This is a genomic window from Acidovorax bellezanensis, from assembly GCF_025421555.1.
In the GTDB taxonomy this organism is placed as follows: domain Bacteria; phylum Pseudomonadota; class Gammaproteobacteria; order Burkholderiales; family Burkholderiaceae_C; genus Comamonas; species Comamonas bellezanensis.
Genome location: NZ_JAODYH010000017.1, coordinates 209,103 through 227,351 on the forward strand (window position 1 = coordinate 209,103; position 18,249 = coordinate 227,351).

Here is an 18,249-nt window from a genome sequence, read left to right on the forward strand (position 1 = left end):
GGCTAGAATCCAGGACCCCCACCCCGCTCCCGCATGGCCGCGCCGCCCATCAGCGCGCGTTCTGGCGGGCGCCTGCACGACAAGGCTTTCCCATGACCGATTCTTCTTCCGCGCCTGATCTGCAGGCTTTCCCCGCCGACCTGGTGATCGCAGACACCCAGCGCTGGCTCGAAAAGGCGGTCATCGGACTGAACCTGTGCCCGTTCGCCAAGGCGGTGCATGTGAAGAACCAGATCCACTACGTGGTCAGCGAAGCCACGGACGCGCGCGGCGTGGCCGAGCAGCTGCAGGAAGAGCTGGAAGCGCTGGCCGAAATTTCGCCCGAAAAGCGCGACACGACCTTGTTGATCGTGCCGCATGCGCTGCAGGATTTCCTGGACTTCAACGACTTCCTGGAGCTGGCCGACGATTTGATCGAAGCCATGGACCTGGGCGGCATTCTGCAGGTGGCATCGTTTCACCCGCAGTTCCAGTTCGAAGGCACGGACGTGGACGACGTGACCAACTGCACCAACCGCGCGCCTTATCCCATCTTGCACCTGCTGCGTGAAGAGAGCATCGACAAGGCCGTGGAAGCCTTCCCCGAAGCCGAAGCGATTTTCGAGAACAACATGCAGACGCTGGAAAAGCTGGGCATCGTGGGCTGGCTGGACCTGGGCGTGGGCGCGCGTTGCCCCGTGACGGGCCAGGCGGCGCCGGCTCCCAAGGAAGGCGCGTAAATGGCCAAGGCGGACAAGGCGGGCGCAAAAAAGCTGCCGCAGGACCCGACCCAGCAGCTGGACCTGCGCCCCGGTCAGTCGATCGAGCTGCTCAAGGCGCTGCACATCCTCACGCGCGACGGCAAGATCAACCAGGACTCGCGCCGCAAGCTCAAGCAGGTCTATCACCTCTATCAGTTCATCGAGCCGCTGCTCAAGGAACTGTCGGCAGACGAGCATGCCGATGGCGGCCCCGCTGTGACCCTGGCCGACCATGGCGCGGGCAAGTCGTATCTCGGCTTCATTCTGTACGACCTGTTCTTCAAGGCCCTGGGCCGGGGCCAGATCTACGGTATTGAAACCCGCGCGCCGCTGGTCGAGGCCTCGCAGGCCCTGGCCAAGCAGCTGGGCTTCGACCGCATGCACTTTCTCAACATGTCGGTGGCCGAATCGACGCGTGTCGAATCCATGCCAGAGCGTTTCGACATCGTCACCGCCTTGCATGCCTGCGATACGGCCACGGACGATGCGATCGCTTTCGGCCTGGAGAAAAAAGCCCGGGCCATGGTCATCGTGCCCTGCTGCCAGGCCGAAGTGGCCGCCTGCCTGCGCGAGACCAAGGCGCTGAGCCTCACGCGCACGCCGCTGGCCGAACTGTGGCGCCATCCCATACATACGCGTGAAATGGGCAGCCAGATCACCAATGTGCTGCGCTGCCTGTACCTTGAAGCCTCGGGCTACCAGGTCACGGTGACCGAGCTGGTGGGCTGGGAACACAGCATGAAGAACGAACTGATCGTCGCGCGCTTCACGGGCAACCGCAAGCGCAGCGCGGCCGAGCGTTTGCAGCAGCTGCTCAAGGAGTTTGGCCTGGACCGCCTGGCCGAGACGCGCTTTCGCTTGCCGGCCGCTGCTCCCACGACGCAAGACTGACGCGCGCGACCGGCAAGGCGCTTGCCTGGATAATGGGCCCTCCCGTGCATGGCGCGGGCCGGCCTGATCCACCTCACCACGCTTTGCCCATGGCACGTCTGCCCCGCCTGTCCCTTGCGGCCCTGCCGCACCACATCATCCAGCGCGGCAACAATGGCGCGGAGATTTTTGTCGATGCGGCGGATCACGAGCGCATGCTGGAGCTGCTGCGCGAAATGGCCCGGCGCTTTGGCGTGGACATCCATGCCTATGTGCTGCTGCCCACCCAGTTCCAGCTGCTGGCGACACCTGAAACGGCCGAGGCACTGCCGCAGTTCATGCAGTCGGTAGGGCGCAGCTACGTGCGCTATTTCAACAACCGCCACGGCCGCAGCGGCACGCTGTGGGATGGGCGCTACCGGGCCACGGTGGTCGATCCCGTGCATTTCCTGCTGGCCGGCATGGTGGCACTGGACTGGAGCCCGGTGCGTGCCGGGCTCGCGCGCCAGCCCGCGGACTATGCCTGGTCGAGCTACCAGCACAACGCCGGCCTGCGCTACAGCACCCTGGTCCATCCGCACGCGGCTTTCTGGGCCCTGGGCAATACGCCGTTTGCGCGCGAAGCCGGCTACCAGGCGGCGGTCGCCGATGGCATTTCGAACGAGCAACTGGAAACCATAGAGCAGGCAGCGCTGCGCGGCTGGGCCCTGGGCTCGCCGGAGTTTGTGGCGGATTTGCAAAACCGCACCCAGCGCCGGGTGGTGCGCCAGCGCGCGGGACGTCCACCAAAGAACAAATCAACCCCGGCTTCCTGAACGTGGGGTCTGCCGCCTCTGCCTGCACCCCAGGCGGAGGTTTTTTTTGTGCCGCCTTTAATGTGTCCCTTATTTATTTCTTGAACGGTTTTGTCGGGAAATAATTGAATCCGACCCTAATTATATTTTCTTGCATAGGTTGATGCATTACCGTAATCTCGGGCTCCCTGCGAAAATAACTGAGGATTCCGCCATGACCACGGCTGCCGAGATCGCCCACCTGCAAGAACACGGTCTGTATTCCAAGAGCAACGAGCACGATGCCTGCGGCTTGGGATTCGTCGCCCATATCAAGGGCGTGAAACGCCACGACATCGTGACGGGTGCGCTCAAGATCCTCGAAAACATCGATCACCGCGGCGCGGTGGGCGCGGACAAGCTGATGGGCGACGGCGCCGGCATCCTGATCCAGATTCCCGACCAGCTCTACCGCGAAGAGATGGCACTGCAGGGCGTGACACTGCCTCCCGCGGGCGAGTACGGCGTGGGCATGATCTTCTTGCCCAAGGAACACGCTTCGCGCCTGGCCTGCGAGCAGGAGATGGAGCGCGCGATCAAGGCCGAAGGCCAGGTGCTGCTGGGCTGGCGCGATGTGCCCGTGAACCTCGACATGCCCATGTCGCCCACGGTGCGTGAAAAGGAGCCCGTGCTGCGCCAGGTGTTCATCGGTCGCGGCAACGACGTGATCGTGCAGGACGCGCTGGAACGCAAGCTGTATGTGATCCGCAAGACGGCCAGCGCCGCCATCCAGGGCCTCAAGCTCAAGCACAGCAAGGAATACTACGTTCCCAGCATGAGCAGTCGCACCGTGGTCTACAAGGGCCTGCTGCTGGCCGACCAGGTGGGCGTGTACTTCCGCGACCTCGAAGACGAGCGCTGCGTCTCGGCCATCGGCCTGGTGCACCAGCGTTTCTCGACCAATACTTTCCCCGAGTGGCCGCTGGCCCACCCTTACCGCTATGTGGCGCACAACGGTGAAATCAACACCGTCAAGGGCAACTACAACTGGATGCGCGCCCGCGAAGGCGTGATGGCTTCGCCCGTGCTGGCCGAAGACCTGAAGAAGCTCTATCCCATCAGCTTTGCCGACCAGTCCGACACCGCGACCTTCGACAACTGCCTGGAACTGCTGACCATGGCCGGCTACCCCATCAGCCAGGCCGTGATGATGATGATTCCCGAGCCTTGGGAACAGCACGAGTCCATGGACGAGCGCCGTCGCGCCTTCTATGAATACCACGCTGCAATGATGGAACCCTGGGACGGCCCGGCTTCCATCGTCTTCACCGACGGCCGCCAGATCGGCGCCACGCTGGACCGCAACGGCCTGCGCCCCTCCCGCTATGTGATCACCGATGACGATCTGGTCATCCTGGGCTCGGAAGTCGGCGTGCTGCCCGTGCCCGACAGCAAGATCATCCGCAAGTGGCGTCTGCAGCCCGGCAAGATGCTGTTGATCGACCTGGAGCAAGGCCGTCTGATCGAAGACGACGAGCTCAAGGCCAACATCGTCAACACCAAGCCCTACAAGCAGTGGATCGAGAACCTGCGCATCAAGCTGGACAACGTCGGCGGCTCAGGCTCCGTGCAGGCTCCTGTGGCCGCGCTGCCCCTGCTCGAACGCCAGCAGGCGTTCGGTTTCACCCAGGAAGACCTCAAGTTCCTGCTGCTGCCCATGGCCGTCAAGGGCGAAGAGGGCGTGGGCTCGATGGGCAACGACAGCCCGCTGGCCGTGCTGTCGGACCGCAACAAGCCGCTGTACAACTACTTCCGTCAGATGTTCGCCCAGGTGACGAACCCGCCCATCGACCCGATCCGCGAAGCGATCGTGATGTCGCTGGTGTCGTTCATCGGCCCCAAGCCCAACCTGCTGGACATCAACCAGGTCAACCCGCCCATGCGCCTGGAAGTGCAGCAGCCGGTACTGGACTTCGAAGCCATGGACAAGCTGCGCAATATCGAGCAGCACACCCAGGGCAAGTTCAAGAGCGTCACCATCGACATCACCTACCCGCTGTCCTGGGGCAAGCAGGGCGTGGAAGCCAAGCTGGCCTCGCTGTGCGCCCAGGCGGTCGATGCCATCCGTGGCGGTGCCAACATCCTGATCATCAGCGACCGCGCCCTGTCGGCGACCCAGGTCGCGATTCCCGCGCTGCTGGCGCTGTCGGCCATCCACCAGCACCTGGTGCGTGAAGGTCTGCGCACCACGGCCGGCCTGGTGGTCGAAACCGGCACGGCGCGCGAAATCCACCATTTCGCCGTGCTCGCCGGTTACGGTGCCGAAGCCGTCCATCCCTACCTGGCGATGGAAACCCTGCTGTCCATGGGCCACGAGCTGCCGGAAGGTCTGACGGGCGAAAAAGCCGTCTACAACTACGTCAAGGCCGTGGGCAAGGGCCTGTCCAAGATCATGTCCAAGATGGGCGTGAGCACCTATATGAGCTACTGCGGCGCGCAGCTGTTCGAGGCCATCGGCCTGAGCACCGACACCGTGGACAAGTACTTCACCGGCACGGCCAGCCGCATCGAGGGCATTGGCGTGTTCGAGATCGCCGAGGAAACCATCCGCAACCATCTGGCTGCCTTTGGTGACGACCCGGTGCTCGAGACCATGCTCGAAGCCGGTGGCGAATACGCCTGGCGTGCGCGCGGCGAAGAGCACATGTGGACGCCTGACGTGATTGCCAAGTTGCAGCACGCCACGCGCTCCAACAACTTCAGCACCTTCAAGGAATACGCCCAGCTGGTCAACGACCAGAGCCAGCGCCACATGACGCTGCGCGGCCTGTTCGAGTTCAAGTGCGAGCCCGCCCAGGCGATTGCCATCGACGAAGTCGAGCCCGCCGCGGAAATCGTCAAGCGCTTTGCGACCGGCGCCATGTCGCTGGGCTCGATCTCCACCGAAGCCCATGCCACGCTGGCCGTGGCCATGAACCGCATCGGCGGCAAGAGCAACACCGGCGAAGGCGGCGAAGATCCCAAGCGCTATCGCAACGAACTCAAGGGCATCCCCATCCAGCAGGGCGAGACCCTGGGCTCCATCATTGGCGCCGAGCAGGTCGAAGCCGACATCCAGCTGCGCGACGGTGATTCGCTGCGCTCCAAGATCAAGCAGGTGGCATCGGGCCGCTTCGGCGTCACGGCCGAGTACCTGTCGTCCTCGGACCAGATCCAGATCAAGATGGCCCAGGGCGCCAAGCCCGGCGAAGGCGGTCAGCTGCCCGGCGGCAAGGTGTCCGAGTACATCGGCAAGATGCGCCATTCCGTGCCTGGCGTGGGCCTGATTTCTCCCCCGCCGCACCACGACATCTATTCGATCGAAGATCTGGCCCAGCTGATCCACGATCTGAAGAACGTCGCTCCGCATGCTGACATCTCGGTCAAGCTGGTGTCGGAAATCGGCGTCGGCACGATTGCCGCGGGCGTGGCCAAGTGCAAGAGCGACCACGTGGTGATCGCCGGCCATGACGGCGGCACGGGCGCTTCGCCGCTGTCGTCGATCAAGCATGCCGGCGGCCCCTGGGAAATCGGCCTGGCCGAAACCCAGCAGACCCTGGTGCTCAACCGCCTGCGCGGCCGCATCCGTGTCCAGGCCGACGGCCAGATGAAGACCGGCCGCGACGTGGTCATCGGCGCGCTGCTGGGCGCCGACGAGTTCGGTTTCGCCACGGCACCGCTGGTGGTCGAAGGCTGCATCATGATGCGCAAGTGCCATCTGAACACCTGCCCCGTGGGTGTGGCCACGCAGGACCCCGTGCTGCGCAAGCAGTTCACCGGCAAGCCCGAGCATGTGGTGAACTACTTCTTCTTCGTCGCCGAGGAAGTGCGTCAGATCATGGCCCAGCTGGGTCTGCGCAAGTTCGATGAGCTGATCGGCCGCTCCGACCTGCTCGACACCCGCAAGGGTCTGGAGCACTGGAAGGCCCAGGGCCTGGACTTCAGCCGCCTGTTTGCCCAGCCCGTGGTGCCCGCCGAAGTGCCGCGCTTCCATGTGGACCGCCAGGACCACCTGCTGGACAAGGCGCTGGACGTCAAGCTCATCGAGCGCTGCAAGCCTGCCATCGAGCTGGGCGAGCCGGTGCGCATCATGGAAGTGGCGCGCAACGTGAACCGCTCGGTCGGCGCCATGCTGTCCGGGGCCGTGACCCGCAAGCATGCCGAAGGTCTGCCGGATGACACCATTCGCATCCACTTCGAAGGCACGGGCGGCCAGTCCTTTGGTGCTTTCCTGTGCAAGGGCATTACGCTGAACCTGACCGGTGACGCCAACGACTACACCGGCAAGGGCCTGTCGGGCGGCCGCATCATCGTGCGCCCCAGCCATGCCTTCCGCGGCGCTTCGGTGAGCAACACCATCGTCGGCAACACCGTGATGTTCGGTGCGACCACGGGTGAAGCCTTCTTCAGCGGCGTGGCCGGCGAACGCTTTGCCGTGCGCCTGTCGGGTGCGACGGCCGTGGTCGAAGGCACGGGTGACCATGGTTGTGAATACATGACCGGCGGCACCGTGGTGGTGCTGGGCAAGACCGGGCGCAATTTCGCGGCCGGCATGAGCGGCGGCGTGGCCTACGTCTATGACGAAGACGGCCAGTTCGCCAAGCGCTGCAACACCGCGTCGGTGGCCCTGGACCAGGTCTTGCCACACAACGAGTTTGTCGCCACGGTCAACCATGACATCTGGCACAACGGCGAAAGCGACGACCAGCAGCTGCGTGCACTGGTCGAAGCCCACAGCCGCTGGACCGGCTCCAAGCGTGCGCGCGAACTGCTCGACAACTGGGCCGTGGCACGCGCCAAGTTCATCAAGGTCTTCCCCGTGGAATACCGCCGTGCCCTGTCTGAAATCCATGAACGCAAAGCGAAAGCAGCCATTGCTGCGCAAGCAGAACTAGCTACTGAAACAGAAACAGTCGCGGCCAAGTAAGCCCCGCTGATTCACGATTCGCTCATCAATTCAAGGACAGATTCATCATGGGAAAAAGCACAGGATTCATGGAGTACGACCGCATCGAAGAGGGTTACAAGCCCGTCAACGAGCGACTCAAGAACTACAAGGAGTTCGTCATTGCACTCACGCCCGAGCAGGCGAAAGTGCAGGGCGCGCGCTGCATGGACTGCGGCACGCCGTTTTGCAACAACGGCTGCCCGGTCAACAACATCATTCCGGACTTCAACGATCTGGTTTACCGCGGTGACTGGGAGAACGCGATCAAGGTGCTGCACAGCACCAACAACTTCCCCGAGTTCACCGGCCGCATCTGCCCCGCGCCCTGCGAAGCCGCCTGCGTGGTGAACATCAATGCCGCGCCCATCGGCATCAAGAGCATCGAGCACGCCATCATCGACCGCGCCTGGGCCGAAGGCTGGGTCAAGCCCCTGCCCGCCAAGGTCAAGACCGGCAAGACGGTGGCCGTCATTGGCGCCGGCCCGGCCGGCATGGCCGCGGCCCAGCAGTTGGCGCGCGCCGGCCATGCCGTGACGCTGTTCGAGAAGAACGACCGCGTGGGTGGACTGCTGCGCTACGGCATTCCCGACTTCAAGATGGAAAAGTCGCACATCGACCTGCGCGTCAAGCAGCTCGAAGCCGAAGGCGTGACCATCCGCACGGGCGTGCTGGTCGCCGGCCCCGAAGGCCTGGGCAAGGACTCCAAGGTCACCAACTGGGCCAAGGAAACCGTCTCGCCCGCGCAACTGATGGCCGAGTTCGACGCCGTGCTGCTGTCGGGCGGTGCCGAGCAGTCGCGTGATCTGCCTGTGCCCGGCCGCGAACTCAATGGCGTGCATTTCGCCATGGAGTTCCTGCCCCAGCAGAACAAGGTCAACGCCGGCGACAAGCTCAAGGGCCAGATCCGTGCCGACGGCAAGACCGTCATCGTCATCGGTGGCGGCGACACGGGTAGCGACTGCGTGGGCACTTCCAACCGCCATGGCGCGGTGAGCGTCACGCAGTTCGAACTCATGCCCATGCCGCCCGAGCAGGAAAACAAGCCTCTGGTCTGGCCTTACTGGCCCTACAAGCTGCGCACCTCGTCCAGCCATGAAGAAGGCTGTGAGCGCGAGTTCGCCATCGCCACCAAGGAGTTCCTTGGCGAGAAAGGCCAGCTCACGGGCGTCAAGACCGTGCGTCTGGAGTGGAAGGACGGCAAGATGGTCGAAGTGCCCGGCTCCGAACAGGTGCTCAAGGCCGATCTGGTGTTCCTGGCCATGGGCTTTGTGAGCCCCGTGGCGTCCATCCTCGAAGCCTTTGGCGTCGAGAAGGACCAGCGCGGCAACGTCAAGGCCACGACCGACGCCGCCACCGGCTACGTCACCAGCGTGCCCAAGCTGTTCGCCGCCGGCGACATGCGCCGCGGTCAGTCGCTGGTGGTCTGGGCGATCCGCGAAGGCCGCCAGGCCGCGCGTGCCGTCGATGCTTTCCTGATGGGCAAGAGCAGCCTGCCACGTTGAGCGTTTGCTGCTCCGGGCGAAAGGCGCCTCCGCAAGGGGCGCCTTTTTTACTTTCAGCGCAGCAGCACCAGGCGCGGCACCGCATCCGGCCCGCAGCAGATGACGGCATTCTGGCCGTGCCGTCGCCCCCAGTCGCTGGCGGTGTCGGTGTCCATGCCGGCGATGAAGCAGCCCGGCTCGGGCGGCCAGCCGTTGCGCGGGTGCGCGGCCGTGGCCGGCAGCCAGTGCCAGCCGGCCTGCTGCAGCTGGGCTTGCAGGGCCTGCTGGCGCGCCTGGTTCTCGGCTGTGCCCAGCAGTTCGCTGCGGGGATTCCAGGCCGTGAGCCAGCAGGCCGCATTCAAGCCGTGTTGCGTGCAGTAGGCGGCCAGTTGCGCGCAGTACTTGTCGACCCGCAGCACAAAGGCCGGCTGGGCGAAGACGGTGTAATCGGTCTCGCGGTAGGCCTGGAGCAGGGTGGGTGTCAGTGCGCTGGGCGCTGGGCCGGCAAGGGGGCGGTCTGGCCGTGGCATGGTGGCTCCAATGGCGGGTAAATCTGGGGCGCTTTGGCGCACAACCGTGCACTTTCAAGCGGTCTGGGCGACAATAGCCGCTTGCCCTGCTGGCTGGCAGGATCGCATGGGGGTGTTCGCCCCCTTTTTACTGCCTGCCGGTTTGCCATTGTTTCCTCATTTTTTGATGCCATGAACAAACGTAATCTCGTCGCGATGCTGGCCTTGAGCGCCATTTTGGCTGCCTGTGGCAAGAATGAGCCAGCACCGTCCGCAAGCGGCGCGGCACCTGCTGCCCCGGCGGCTGTGACCAAGGTCGTTGTGGGCTTGGATGACAACTTCCCGCCCATGGGCTTTCGTGACGAGAAAAACGAGCTGGTCGGTTTCGACATCGACATGGCCCGCGAAGCCGGCAAGCGCATGGGCCTGACCATGGAGTTCAAGCCCATCGACTGGAGCGCCAAGGAAGCCGAGCTGTCCGGCAAGCGCGTGGACATGCTGTGGAACGGCCTGACCATCACCGACCAGCGCAAGGAAAAGATCGCCTTTTCCTCGCCCTACATGGAAAACCACCAGATCATCGTGGTGCTGACCAAGTCCGGCATCAAGACCAAGGCCGATCTGGCGGGCAAGGTCGTGGGCGCGCAAGACGGCAGCTCGGCCGTGGACGCGATCAAGAAGGACGAAGCCGTGGCCAAGAGCTTCAAGCAATTGAAGACTTTCGGTGACAACGTCACGGCGCTGATGGACTTGTCCGCCGGCCGCCTGGATGCGGTGGTGGTCGACGAAGTCGTGGGTCGCTTCCACGTCGCCAAGAAGGCCGACGAGTACAACGTGCTCGAGGAGAACTTTGGCGTCGAGGAATACGGTGTCGGCCTGCGCAAGGACGACCCGGAAATGCTGGCCAAGCTGAATACAGCCATGGACAGCATGAAGAAGGACGGCAAGGCCGCAGAGATTGCCACCAAGTGGTTTGGCAAGGACATCATCAAGTAAGCTGACTGTCCAGACCGCCACACCGGCTGCGCCGTCACAGGCCTGCCGGTGTTTTGCGTTTCTGGACTGAAGCGGTTGGCGGAGGGCGCAGCGCGTCGTCGGCCCAAGGCAATTGCATGGAATACGTTTTCTCCCTCCTGGGGCCCCTGTCCCAGGGGGCGCTGGTCACGATCAAGCTGTTCGTGATCACCCTGGCCCTGGCGGTACCGCTGGGGCTGACATTGGCACTGCTGCGCGTGTCGCGGTTTCGCACGCTCGCGCGGCTGGTCGGTGGCTACATCTGGCTGATGCGCGGTACGCCGCTGATGTTGCAGATGCTGTTCATCTATTTCGCCCTGCCTTTTGTGCCGGTGGTTGGCGTTCGCTTTGACGACTTTCCGGCCGCTGTCGTCGCCTTCGCGCTGAATTACGCGGCGTACTTCGCGGAAATCTTCCGCGCCGGCATCCAGTCGATCGACCGTGGACAGTACGAAGGTGCCAAGGTGCTGGGCCTGACCTATGGCCAGACCATGCGCCGCATCGTGCTGCCGCAGATCTGGCCGCGCATTCTGCCGCCGCTGAGCAACGAGACCATCACCCTGGTCAAGGACACTTCGCTGATCTACGTGCTGGCGCTCAACGACTTGCTGCGCGCGGCGCGCGGCATCGTGCAGCGCGACTTCACCACCACGCCCTTCATCGTGGCGGCGTGTTTTTATCTTGTCATGACCCTGGTGCTGACCTGGGGCTTCCAGTACCTGGAGAAACGCTATGCCAAATACGACGCTTGAGACGACGACTGCGCGCGCAGCGCCGGCCCCGTCGGCTGCGGCCAGGGACGTGATGATTGCCGCCCGCGATATCTGCAAGGGTTTCAACGGCCTGCCGGTGCTGCGCAATGTGTCGCTGGACCTGCTGCGCGGCGAAGTGGTGGCGGTGATCGGCCCTTCGGGCTCGGGAAAAAGCACTTTCCTGCGCTGCCTCAACCACCTGGAAACCATTGACAGCGGCCACGTGGTCATTGAAGGGGAGACCCTGGCCACGACCAATGCCGCCGGCTTGTGCAGCTACGTGCCCGAAGCGCAGATCCGGCGCATCGGCCGCAAGATGGGCATGGTGTTCCAGTCGTTCAACCTTTTCCCCCACCTCACCGTGCTGGAAAACGTGATCGAGGCACCCATGGTGGTCAAAGGCATGGCCCGCGCGGACATCGTGCCCAAGGCCGAAGCCCTGCTGGCCAAGGTCGGTCTGTTGGAAAAACGAGACAGCTATCCGGCCCGTTTGTCGGGTGGGCAAAAGCAGCGCGTGGCCATTGCCCGCGCCCTGGCCATGGAGCCGGACATCCTGCTGTTTGACGAGCCCACCTCGGCGCTCGACCCCGAACTCACGGGCGAAGTGCTGCGCACCATGCGCGAACTCGCGCTGGAGCATATGACCATGCTGGTGGTGACCCATGAAATGGGTTTTGCGCGCGAAGTGGCGCACCGCGTGGCGTTCATGGATCGGGGCGAACTGATAGAGATCGGGCCCTCCGCGGAATTTTTTGCGCACCCGCGCCATGCGCGCACGCAGGCCTTTCTGCACAATATGCTTTGACCTCGATGCCAGCTCCGAGGGGGCTTGGCACGGGCGGCGGCCAGGTTTTTAGTAAGCAAACATACATGAATGTATGTATTCCGCTAACATGGCTGCTCAATGCCTTTTAAGCTATTTTTTCTAGGAGCCGTACGTACATGACAGAACCGGCGCCTTTGGTGGAACTGCGCAACGTGACCTTTGGTTACGGTGACCGGTTGATCCTGCGCGATCTCAGCTTGCAGGTGCCACGCGGCAAGGTGACGGCTCTGATGGGTGCGTCCGGCGGCGGCAAGACCACGGTGCTGCGTTTGATCGGCGGCCAGCAGAAAGCCCAGCAGGGCCAGGTGCTGTTCGACGGCCAGGATATCGGTGCAATGAACCAGGCGCAGCTCTATGCCGCGCGCCGGCGCATGGGCATGCTGTTCCAGTTCGGCGCGCTATTCACCGACATGAGCGTGTTCGACAATGTGGCGTTTGCGTTGCGCGAGCACACCGACCTGCCTGAAGCGCTGGTGCGCGACATCGTGCTGATGAAGCTGCAGGCCGTGGGCCTGCGCGGTGCGCGCGCGCTGATGCCCAGCGAGATTTCCGGCGGCATGGCGCGGCGCGTGGCACTGGCCCGCGCGATCGCGCTGGATCCCGAACTCATCATGTACGACGAGCCTTTTGCGGGCCTGGACCCGATTGCGCTGGGCACGGCCGCCAAGCTGATTCGCGACCTCAATGACGCCATGGGCCTGACCACGGTGCTGGTCTCGCACGATGTGGCGGAGACCTTCCACGTCGCCGACCATGTGATCATTCTGGGCCCGGGCTGCGTCGCGGCCCAGGGTACGCCGGCCGAAGTCATGGCCAGCACCGATCCGCTGGTCGACCAGTTCGTGCATGCCAGGGCCACGGGGCCGGTGCCGTTTCATTACCCGGGCCCGGATGTGGCCCTGGACTTTGGTCCCAGGGAGCGCGCATGAACCGCCTGCATCCTGCGCGCCTGGGTGCCGCCGTACGCGCGCAATGCGTTGCCATCGGGCGCGGCGCGCGCCTGCTGTTCCAGCTCATCGGTCTGCTGGGTGCAACGCTGCGTCGCCCGCGCCTGATGGGCGATCAAATCCATTTTCTGGGCAATTATTCGCTGGCCATCATTGGCGTGTCCGGCCTGTTCGTGGGTTTTGTGCTGGGCTTGCAGGGCTATTACACCTTGCAGCGCTACGGCTCGGCCGAGGCCCTGGGCCTGCTGGTGGCCCTGTCCCTGGTGCGTGAGCTGGGCCCGGTGGTGACGGCCTTGCTGTTTGCCGGGCGCGCGGGCACGGCCCTGACGGCGGAAATCGGTCTGATGAAGGCCGGAGAACAGCTCAGCGCCATGGAAATGATGGCCGTGGACCCGGTGCGCCGCATTCTGGCGCCGCGCTTCTGGGCCGGCGTGCTGGTGCTGCCGCTGCTGGCCGCGGTGTTCAGCGCCGTCGGTGTGATTGGCGGCTGGATCGTCGGCGTGCTCATGATTGGTGTCGATGGTGGTGCCTTCTGGGGCCAGATGCAGCAGGGCGTCGACTGGTGGGCCGATCTGGGCAATGGCGTGATCAAGAGCCTGGCCTTTGGTGTGGCCGTCACCTTTGTGGCGCTGCTGCAAGGCTACCTGGCCAAACCGACGCCGGAAGGTGTTTCCCGCGCGACAACGCGCACCGTGGTGATGGCCTCGCTGGCCGTTCTGGGGCTGGATTTCCTGCTCACGGCCACGATGTTCAGTATTTGATGCTCCCACCGAAGTGGGCGCGAGGAAAAGTCATGCAGCAATCGAAAAGTGACGTGTGGGTAGGCCTGTTTGTGCTGATCGGCGCAGCGGCCCTGGTGTTCCTGGCCTTGCAGTCGGCCAATTTGCTGAGCCTGAGTTTTCAGCAGACCTATCAAGTGAGCGCACGCTTTGACAATATTGGCGGGCTCAAGCCCAAGGCCGCCGTGCGCAGTGCCGGCGTGGTCGTGGGCCGCGTGGAATCCATCACCTTTGACGACAAGACCTTTCAGGCCAGCGTCAATCTGGCCCTGGAAAAGCAATACACCTTCCCCAAGGACAGCTCCCTGAAGATCCTGACCAGCGGCCTGCTGGGCGATCAGTACATTGGCATTGAAGCCGGTGCGGATGAAGCACATCTGGTTGCAGGTGACCGAATTATTTCGACACAATCAGCCGTAGTATTGGAAAACCTGATCGGACAGTTCCTCTACAACAAGGCGGAAGATGGCGGCTCCAGCGCACCTGCTCCGAAAAAGCAATGACCACTTTCAATCAGGCGGGTGCGTCCCGCAGTCTCTCCTCGCGCTGGCAGCGCGGCTTCTGGGCCGTCGCCATGGCGCTTCCGCTGGCACTGGCCGGCTGTGCCACGACGGGCAGCGACAGCGCGCAGGCTGAGAGCGCGGCACCCGGTACGGTATCCGGCACGGCGGTGGCCGGCACTCCGGACCCGTTCGAGTCCTACAACCGCAGCATGTACGCCTTCAATACGGCGCTCGACGATGCGGTGCTCAAGCCCGTGGCCACGCTGTACCGCGACATCACACCGGCCCTGGCGCGCGACGGCGTCGGCAATTTCTTCTCCAACCTGAGCGACATGTGGTCCTTCGTCAACAACCTGGCCCAGGCCCGTGGCGAAGGCGCTTACTACAGCGCCGTGCGCTTCAGCGTCAATACGGTGTTCGGGATTGGCGGCCTGTTCGATGTGGCCAGCGAAATGGGCCTGCCGCGCAGCCCGCAGGATTTCGGCCTGACGCTGGGACGCTGGGGCGTGCCCACAGGCCCTTACCTGGTGCTGCCCCTGCTCGGCCCCTCGACGGTGCGCGATACCGTGGCCCTGCCGGTGGACTGGGAAGGCGTTTTACTGGGCCAGATGTCCGACGTGGCCGCGCGCAACAGCCTGACGGCGCTGGGCCTGGTGGACAAGCGTGCGCGCCTGCTGCAGGCCGGCGACATGCTGGACGCCGTGGCGCTGGACAAGTACAGCCTCACACGTGACGTGTTCCTGCAGCTGCGCAGCCAGCGTGCCCAGGGTGACGGCATGGGCTCCGAGGATTTCGAAGGCGATGACGGCGCCGGCATGCTGCCGCCGGAAGATTAAGCCGCTTGCATTTGCTTGCAAGACTTGACGCGCGCGCCATCAACGGCACGGAGCGCGCAATGACAATCGATGGCAGCAAGGCCTGCAAGGCCTTGTCCGCTTCACAAAGGAAAACACGATGATGAATCGACGTATCTGGGCGGCCACTGCCGCTGCTTGGCTGGCGCTGTCGGCCGGCCTGCCGATGGCGGCCATGGCCGCTGAGGAAACGCCCGACGCACTGGTCAAGCGCCTGTCGGCCGATGTGCTGGACACGATCCGCAACGACAAGTCGTACAAGACCGGCGATGTGGCAAGAATTGGCACCCTGGTCGACAAGACCGTCATGCCGCATGTGAATTTCCAGCGCATGACGTCGGCCGCCGTGGGCCCGCAGTGGCGCCAGGCCACGCCTGAGCAAAAGCAGCGCCTGCAGGCCGAGTTCAAGGCCTTGCTGATCCGTACCTATGCGGGTGCGCTGTCCCAGGTCAGCGACCAGACCGTGGTGGTCAAGCCCATGCGTGCCGCTGCGGGTGACAAGGACGTGCTGGTGCGCACCGAAGTGCGGGGCAAGGGCGATCCCATCCAGCTCGACTACCGCCTGGAAAAAACCGCCGATGGCGACTGGAAGATCTACAACCTGAACGTGCTGGGCGTGTGGCTGGTCGAGACCTACCGCAGCCAGTTCGCCCAGGAAATCAATGCCCGCGGCATCGACAGCCTGATCCAGGCGCTGGCCACGCGCAACAAGGGCTGAGGCGCGGCGCCATGCAAGCTGCCACTTTGCGCCTGCCCGCCGAGCTGACCCACGCCCAGGCGCGGGCCTGCTGGCTGGCGTTGGAAACCCAGGTCGGCGCCAGCGACCAGGCCCGCGTCGCCATCGATGCTTCGGCCTTGACGCAATTCGATTCGTCGGCCCTGGCCGTGCTGCTGGCCTGCCGGCGCACGGCTTTGGCTGCCGGCAAGTCGCTGGTGGTGCTGGGCCTGCCCGCAGGTCTGACGTCCATGGCCGCGCTGTACGGTGTGCAGGCGCTGCTGCTCGAACCGTCTGTCTGACACCCCACGCCAGGCTTTCGGTCTTTCTCCAAGGCCCTAGGCTGCATGCATGGCAGGGCCGGGCTTAAAATGCCAAGCTCCATGCCCGCTGTCTCATTCCAATCCATCTCCAAGACCTACCACACGCCCAAGGGCGCGTTCCGGGCCCTCAATGACGTCAGTCTGGATATCGCGGAAGGCGAGTTCTTTGGCTTGCTGGGGCCCAACGGGGCGGGCAAGACGACGCTGATCAGCATCCTGGCCGGACTGGCCCGGGCCGACAGCGGCAAGGTGCTGGTGCAGGGCAGCGATGTCCAGGCGGATTACGCCCAGGCACGGCGCAAGCTGGGCATCGTGCCGCAGGAACTGGTGTTCGACCCGTTCTTCAACGTGCGCGAAGCCCTGCGCTTCCAGTCGGGCTATTTTGGCGTCAAGCACAACGACGCCTGGATCGACGAGCTGCTCGACAGCCTGGGCCTGGCCGACAAGGCCGAATCCAATATGCGCCAGCTGTCCGGCGGCATGAAGCGCCGCGTGCTGGTGGCACAGGCGCTGGTGCACAAGCCACCCATCATCGTGCTCGACGAGCCGACGGCGGGCGTGGACGTGGAACTGCGCCAGACGCTGTGGCATTTCATCGCCAAGCTCAACAAGCAGGGCCATACGGTACTGCTGACCACCCATTACCTCGAAGAAGCCGAAGCCTTGTGCAGCCGCGTGGCCATGCTCAAGCAGGGCGAAGTCGTCAAGCTTTCGAGCATGTCCGACCTGCTCAAGTCGGCTTCTGCCAACGTGCTGCAGTTCAAGACCAACAGTCTTCTGCCCGAGCACCTGCGCACGGCGGCGCGCGTCACGGGACGCATTGTGCAGATGCCCGCGCAGGACGCCGGCGACATCGAGCGCTACCTGTCCGCGCTGCGTGAAGCAGGCGTGGTGATCGAAGACATGGAAATCCGCCGTGCCGATCTGGAAGATGTGTTTTTGAACGTCATGGGCGAAGCCCGGGCACCCGCTGGGAGCGTGGCATGAGAGGTTGGCAAACCCTGTTTTACAAGGAAGTGCTGCGCTTCTGGAAGGTCAGCTTCCAGACCGTGGCCGCGCCGGTGCTCACAGCCGTGCTGTACCTGCTGATTTTCGGCCATGTGCTCGAAGGCCGGGTGCTGGTCTATGACCGCATCAGCTACACCGCGTTCCTGATTCCCGGCCTGGTCATGATGAGCGTGCTGCAGAACGCGTTCGCCAACAGTTCCTCGAGCATCGTGCAGAGCAAGATCATGGGCTCGATGGTGTTCATCCTGCTGACACCGCTGTCGCACTGGGCCTGGTTCTGGGCCTACGTGGGCTCGTCGGTGCTGCGCGGACTGCTGGTCGGCCTGGGCGTGTTCATCGTGACGCTGTTCTTCGCCATTCCCGACTTTGCCGCGCCGGTGTGGATCGTCGTCTTCGCGCTGCTGGGCGCAGCCCTGCTGGGCACGCTGGGCGTGATCGCCGGCCTCTGGGCCGACAAATTCGACCAGATGGCCGCATTCCAGAATTTCCTCATCATGCCCATGACTTTCCTGTCGGGCGTGTTCTATTCGATACAGTCGCTGCCGCCGTTCTGGCAGACCGTGAGCCACCTGAACCCGTTCTTCTACATGATCGACGGTTTCCGTTACGGCTTTTTCGGCCAGAGCGATGTCTCGCCCTGGATCAGCCTGGCCATCGTCGGTAGCGCCTGGCTGCTGGTCAGCGCGCTGGCCGTGCACCTGCTGCGCACCGGCTACAAGATTCGCCACTGAGTCGCTTTGCGATGACTCTTTTTGTTTGCAACCTTTCCCCGGCCCCAGTGGCGGGGGGTACGCGGGCCGCCATGGCGGCGCTGCGCGAGATCTGACATGACTGCCGACCAACTCAAAGCCATCATCAGCGCGGGTCTTTCCTGCGAGCACCTGGCGCTCGAAGGCGACGGACGCCACTGGTACGCGACCATCGTCTCGGCCGAATTCGAAGGCCAGCGCCTGGTTCAACGCCAGCGCCGGGTCTATGCCACGCTGGGCAACAAGATGCATACCGACGAGGTCCATGCCTTGTCGATGAAGACTTTCAGCCCGGCCGAGTGGGCCAACCAGCCGCGTCAGGCCTGAAGCGCCGACAGGCGCGTGTTTTCTATTTACTTGATCGCTGAAAACGATAGGCCAGCCTTCGTTTAAGGCAGTTTTAACTTCTACTTAGGCCT

The 18,249-nt window shown here is 63.9% G+C and carries 18 protein-coding genes; 17 read left to right on the top strand and 1 reads right to left on the bottom strand.

Annotation, left to right across the window (positions count from 1 at the left end):
- Positions 1 to 92: 92 nt before the first annotated feature.
- From N0K08_RS21965 to N0K08_RS21985, 5 genes are all read left to right on the top strand, one after another.
- Positions 93 to 719, top strand: a complete 627-nt coding sequence (locus N0K08_RS21965; RefSeq protein ID WP_261502561.1) for a DUF1415 domain-containing protein — start codon at positions 93 to 95, stop codon at positions 717 to 719.
- Positions 720 to 1,631, top strand: a complete 912-nt coding sequence (locus N0K08_RS21970) for a class I SAM-dependent methyltransferase (protein WP_261502562.1) — start codon at positions 720 to 722, stop codon at positions 1,629 to 1,631.
- An 89-nt stretch (positions 1,632 to 1,720) separates the two neighbouring features.
- On the top strand, positions 1,721 to 2,425 hold the full coding sequence (locus tag N0K08_RS21975; protein WP_261502563.1) for a transposase: 705 nt from the start codon (positions 1,721 to 1,723) through the stop codon (positions 2,423 to 2,425).
- Positions 2,426 to 2,618: 193 nt separating this feature from the next.
- Positions 2,619 to 7,349: a glutamate synthase large subunit gene (gltB, locus tag N0K08_RS21980; protein ID WP_261502564.1), complete on the top strand. Its 4,731-nt coding sequence runs from the start codon at positions 2,619 to 2,621 to the stop codon at positions 7,347 to 7,349.
- A gap of 47 nt (positions 7,350 to 7,396) precedes the next feature.
- Positions 7,397 to 8,872: a glutamate synthase subunit beta gene (locus N0K08_RS21985; RefSeq protein ID WP_261502566.1), complete on the top strand. Its 1,476-nt coding sequence runs from the start codon at positions 7,397 to 7,399 to the stop codon at positions 8,870 to 8,872.
- A gap of 53 nt (positions 8,873 to 8,925) precedes the next feature.
- Here N0K08_RS21985 and N0K08_RS21990 read toward each other — a convergent pair whose 3' ends face one another.
- Positions 8,926 to 9,381, bottom strand: a complete 456-nt coding sequence (locus N0K08_RS21990; protein ID WP_261502567.1) for a DUF3293 domain-containing protein — start codon at positions 9,379 to 9,381, stop codon at positions 8,926 to 8,928.
- Between the two features lie 171 nt (positions 9,382 to 9,552).
- Here N0K08_RS21990 and N0K08_RS21995 point away from each other — a divergent pair, with 171 nt between their 5' ends.
- From N0K08_RS21995 to N0K08_RS22050, 12 genes are all read left to right on the top strand, one after another.
- A complete protein-coding gene (locus tag N0K08_RS21995) occupies positions 9,553 to 10,356 on the top strand; it encodes an amino acid ABC transporter substrate-binding protein (RefSeq protein ID WP_261502568.1) in 804 nt (267 codons plus the stop codon).
- 116 nt (positions 10,357 to 10,472) lie between these two features.
- Positions 10,473 to 11,126, top strand: a complete 654-nt coding sequence (locus N0K08_RS22000) for an amino acid ABC transporter permease (protein WP_261502569.1) — start codon at positions 10,473 to 10,475, stop codon at positions 11,124 to 11,126.
- 52 nt (positions 11,127 to 11,178) lie between these two features.
- Positions 11,179 to 11,931, top strand: coding sequence for an amino acid ABC transporter ATP-binding protein (locus tag N0K08_RS22005; protein WP_261502716.1), 753 nt, complete (start codon positions 11,179 to 11,181; stop codon positions 11,929 to 11,931).
- Between the two features lie 137 nt (positions 11,932 to 12,068).
- Positions 12,069 to 12,881 (top strand): ABC transporter ATP-binding protein, encoded by an 813-nt coding sequence (locus tag N0K08_RS22010; RefSeq protein WP_261502570.1) that lies wholly within the window; start codon positions 12,069 to 12,071, stop codon positions 12,879 to 12,881.
- Positions 12,878 to 13,660 (top strand): lipid asymmetry maintenance ABC transporter permease subunit MlaE, encoded by a 783-nt coding sequence (mlaE, locus tag N0K08_RS22015; RefSeq protein ID WP_261502571.1) that lies wholly within the window; start codon positions 12,878 to 12,880, stop codon positions 13,658 to 13,660. Before N0K08_RS22010 ends, mlaE begins: the two co-directional genes overlap by 4 nt.
- Positions 13,661 to 13,692: 32 nt before the next feature.
- Positions 13,693 to 14,181 (top strand): outer membrane lipid asymmetry maintenance protein MlaD, encoded by a 489-nt coding sequence (gene mlaD, locus N0K08_RS22020; RefSeq protein WP_261502572.1) that lies wholly within the window; start codon positions 13,693 to 13,695, stop codon positions 14,179 to 14,181.
- The gene (locus N0K08_RS22025) at positions 14,178 to 15,017 is read left to right on the top strand and encodes an MlaA family lipoprotein (RefSeq protein WP_408642996.1); all 840 of its coding nucleotides are present in this window, start codon (positions 14,178 to 14,180) and stop codon (positions 15,015 to 15,017) included. The genes mlaD and N0K08_RS22025 overlap by 4 nt, the downstream gene beginning before the upstream one ends.
- Positions 15,018 to 15,135: 118 nt before the next feature.
- Positions 15,136 to 15,753 (top strand): MlaC/ttg2D family ABC transporter substrate-binding protein, encoded by a 618-nt coding sequence (locus N0K08_RS22030; RefSeq protein ID WP_261502573.1) that lies wholly within the window; start codon positions 15,136 to 15,138, stop codon positions 15,751 to 15,753.
- An 11-nt stretch (positions 15,754 to 15,764) separates the two neighbouring features.
- The gene (locus N0K08_RS22035) at positions 15,765 to 16,052 is read left to right on the top strand and encodes an STAS domain-containing protein (protein ID WP_261502574.1); all 288 of its coding nucleotides are present in this window, start codon (positions 15,765 to 15,767) and stop codon (positions 16,050 to 16,052) included.
- An 81-nt stretch (positions 16,053 to 16,133) separates the two neighbouring features.
- Entirely contained in the window at positions 16,134 to 17,060 is a 927-nt protein-coding gene (locus N0K08_RS22040; protein ID WP_261502575.1) for an ABC transporter ATP-binding protein, read from the top strand.
- Complete coding sequence (locus N0K08_RS22045; protein ID WP_261502576.1) at positions 17,057 to 17,812, top strand: ABC transporter permease; 756 nt, start codon at positions 17,057 to 17,059, stop codon at positions 17,810 to 17,812. The genes N0K08_RS22040 and N0K08_RS22045 overlap by 4 nt, the downstream gene beginning before the upstream one ends.
- Before the next feature lie 96 nt (positions 17,813 to 17,908).
- Positions 17,909 to 18,157: a BolA family protein gene (locus N0K08_RS22050; protein WP_261502577.1), complete on the top strand. Its 249-nt coding sequence runs from the start codon at positions 17,909 to 17,911 to the stop codon at positions 18,155 to 18,157.
- Positions 18,158 to 18,249 lie beyond the last annotated feature (92 nt).

What these genes read in the sequence shown, in the direction of transcription:
- gltB (WP_261502564.1), top strand. Translation starts at nt 2,619, where the DNA reads ATGACCACGGCTGCCGAGATCGCCCACCTGCAAGAACACGGTCTGTAT.
- N0K08_RS21975 (WP_261502563.1), top strand. Translation starts at nt 1,721, where the DNA reads ATGGCACGTCTGCCCCGCCTGTCCCTTGCGGCCCTGCCGCACCACATC.
- N0K08_RS22005 (WP_261502716.1), top strand. Translation starts at nt 11,179, where the DNA reads ATGATTGCCGCCCGCGATATCTGCAAGGGTTTCAACGGCCTGCCGGTG.
- N0K08_RS21990 (WP_261502567.1), bottom strand. Translation starts at nt 9,381, where the DNA reads ATGCCACGGCCAGACCGCCCCCTTGCCGGCCCAGCGCCCAGCGCACTG.
- N0K08_RS21995 (WP_261502568.1), top strand. Translation starts at nt 9,553, where the DNA reads ATGAACAAACGTAATCTCGTCGCGATGCTGGCCTTGAGCGCCATTTTG.
- N0K08_RS22025 (WP_408642996.1), top strand. Translation starts at nt 14,178, where the DNA reads ATGACCACTTTCAATCAGGCGGGTGCGTCCCGCAGTCTCTCCTCGCGC.
- mlaE (WP_261502571.1), top strand. Translation starts at nt 12,878, where the DNA reads ATGAACCGCCTGCATCCTGCGCGCCTGGGTGCCGCCGTACGCGCGCAA.
- N0K08_RS22045 (WP_261502576.1), top strand. Translation starts at nt 17,057, where the DNA reads ATGAGAGGTTGGCAAACCCTGTTTTACAAGGAAGTGCTGCGCTTCTGG.
- mlaD (WP_261502572.1), top strand. Translation starts at nt 13,693, where the DNA reads ATGCAGCAATCGAAAAGTGACGTGTGGGTAGGCCTGTTTGTGCTGATC.
- N0K08_RS22050 (WP_261502577.1), top strand. Translation starts at nt 17,909, where the DNA reads ATGACTGCCGACCAACTCAAAGCCATCATCAGCGCGGGTCTTTCCTGC.
- N0K08_RS22035 (WP_261502574.1), top strand. Translation starts at nt 15,765, where the DNA reads ATGCAAGCTGCCACTTTGCGCCTGCCCGCCGAGCTGACCCACGCCCAG.
- N0K08_RS21985 (WP_261502566.1), top strand. Translation starts at nt 7,397, where the DNA reads ATGGGAAAAAGCACAGGATTCATGGAGTACGACCGCATCGAAGAGGGT.
- N0K08_RS21970 (WP_261502562.1), top strand. Translation starts at nt 720, where the DNA reads ATGGCCAAGGCGGACAAGGCGGGCGCAAAAAAGCTGCCGCAGGACCCG.
- N0K08_RS22040 (WP_261502575.1), top strand. Translation starts at nt 16,134, where the DNA reads ATGCCCGCTGTCTCATTCCAATCCATCTCCAAGACCTACCACACGCCC.
- N0K08_RS22030 (WP_261502573.1), top strand. Translation starts at nt 15,136, where the DNA reads ATGATGAATCGACGTATCTGGGCGGCCACTGCCGCTGCTTGGCTGGCG.
- N0K08_RS21965 (WP_261502561.1), top strand. Translation starts at nt 93, where the DNA reads ATGACCGATTCTTCTTCCGCGCCTGATCTGCAGGCTTTCCCCGCCGAC.
- N0K08_RS22010 (WP_261502570.1), top strand. Translation starts at nt 12,069, where the DNA reads ATGACAGAACCGGCGCCTTTGGTGGAACTGCGCAACGTGACCTTTGGT.
- N0K08_RS22000 (WP_261502569.1), top strand. Translation starts at nt 10,473, where the DNA reads ATGGAATACGTTTTCTCCCTCCTGGGGCCCCTGTCCCAGGGGGCGCTG.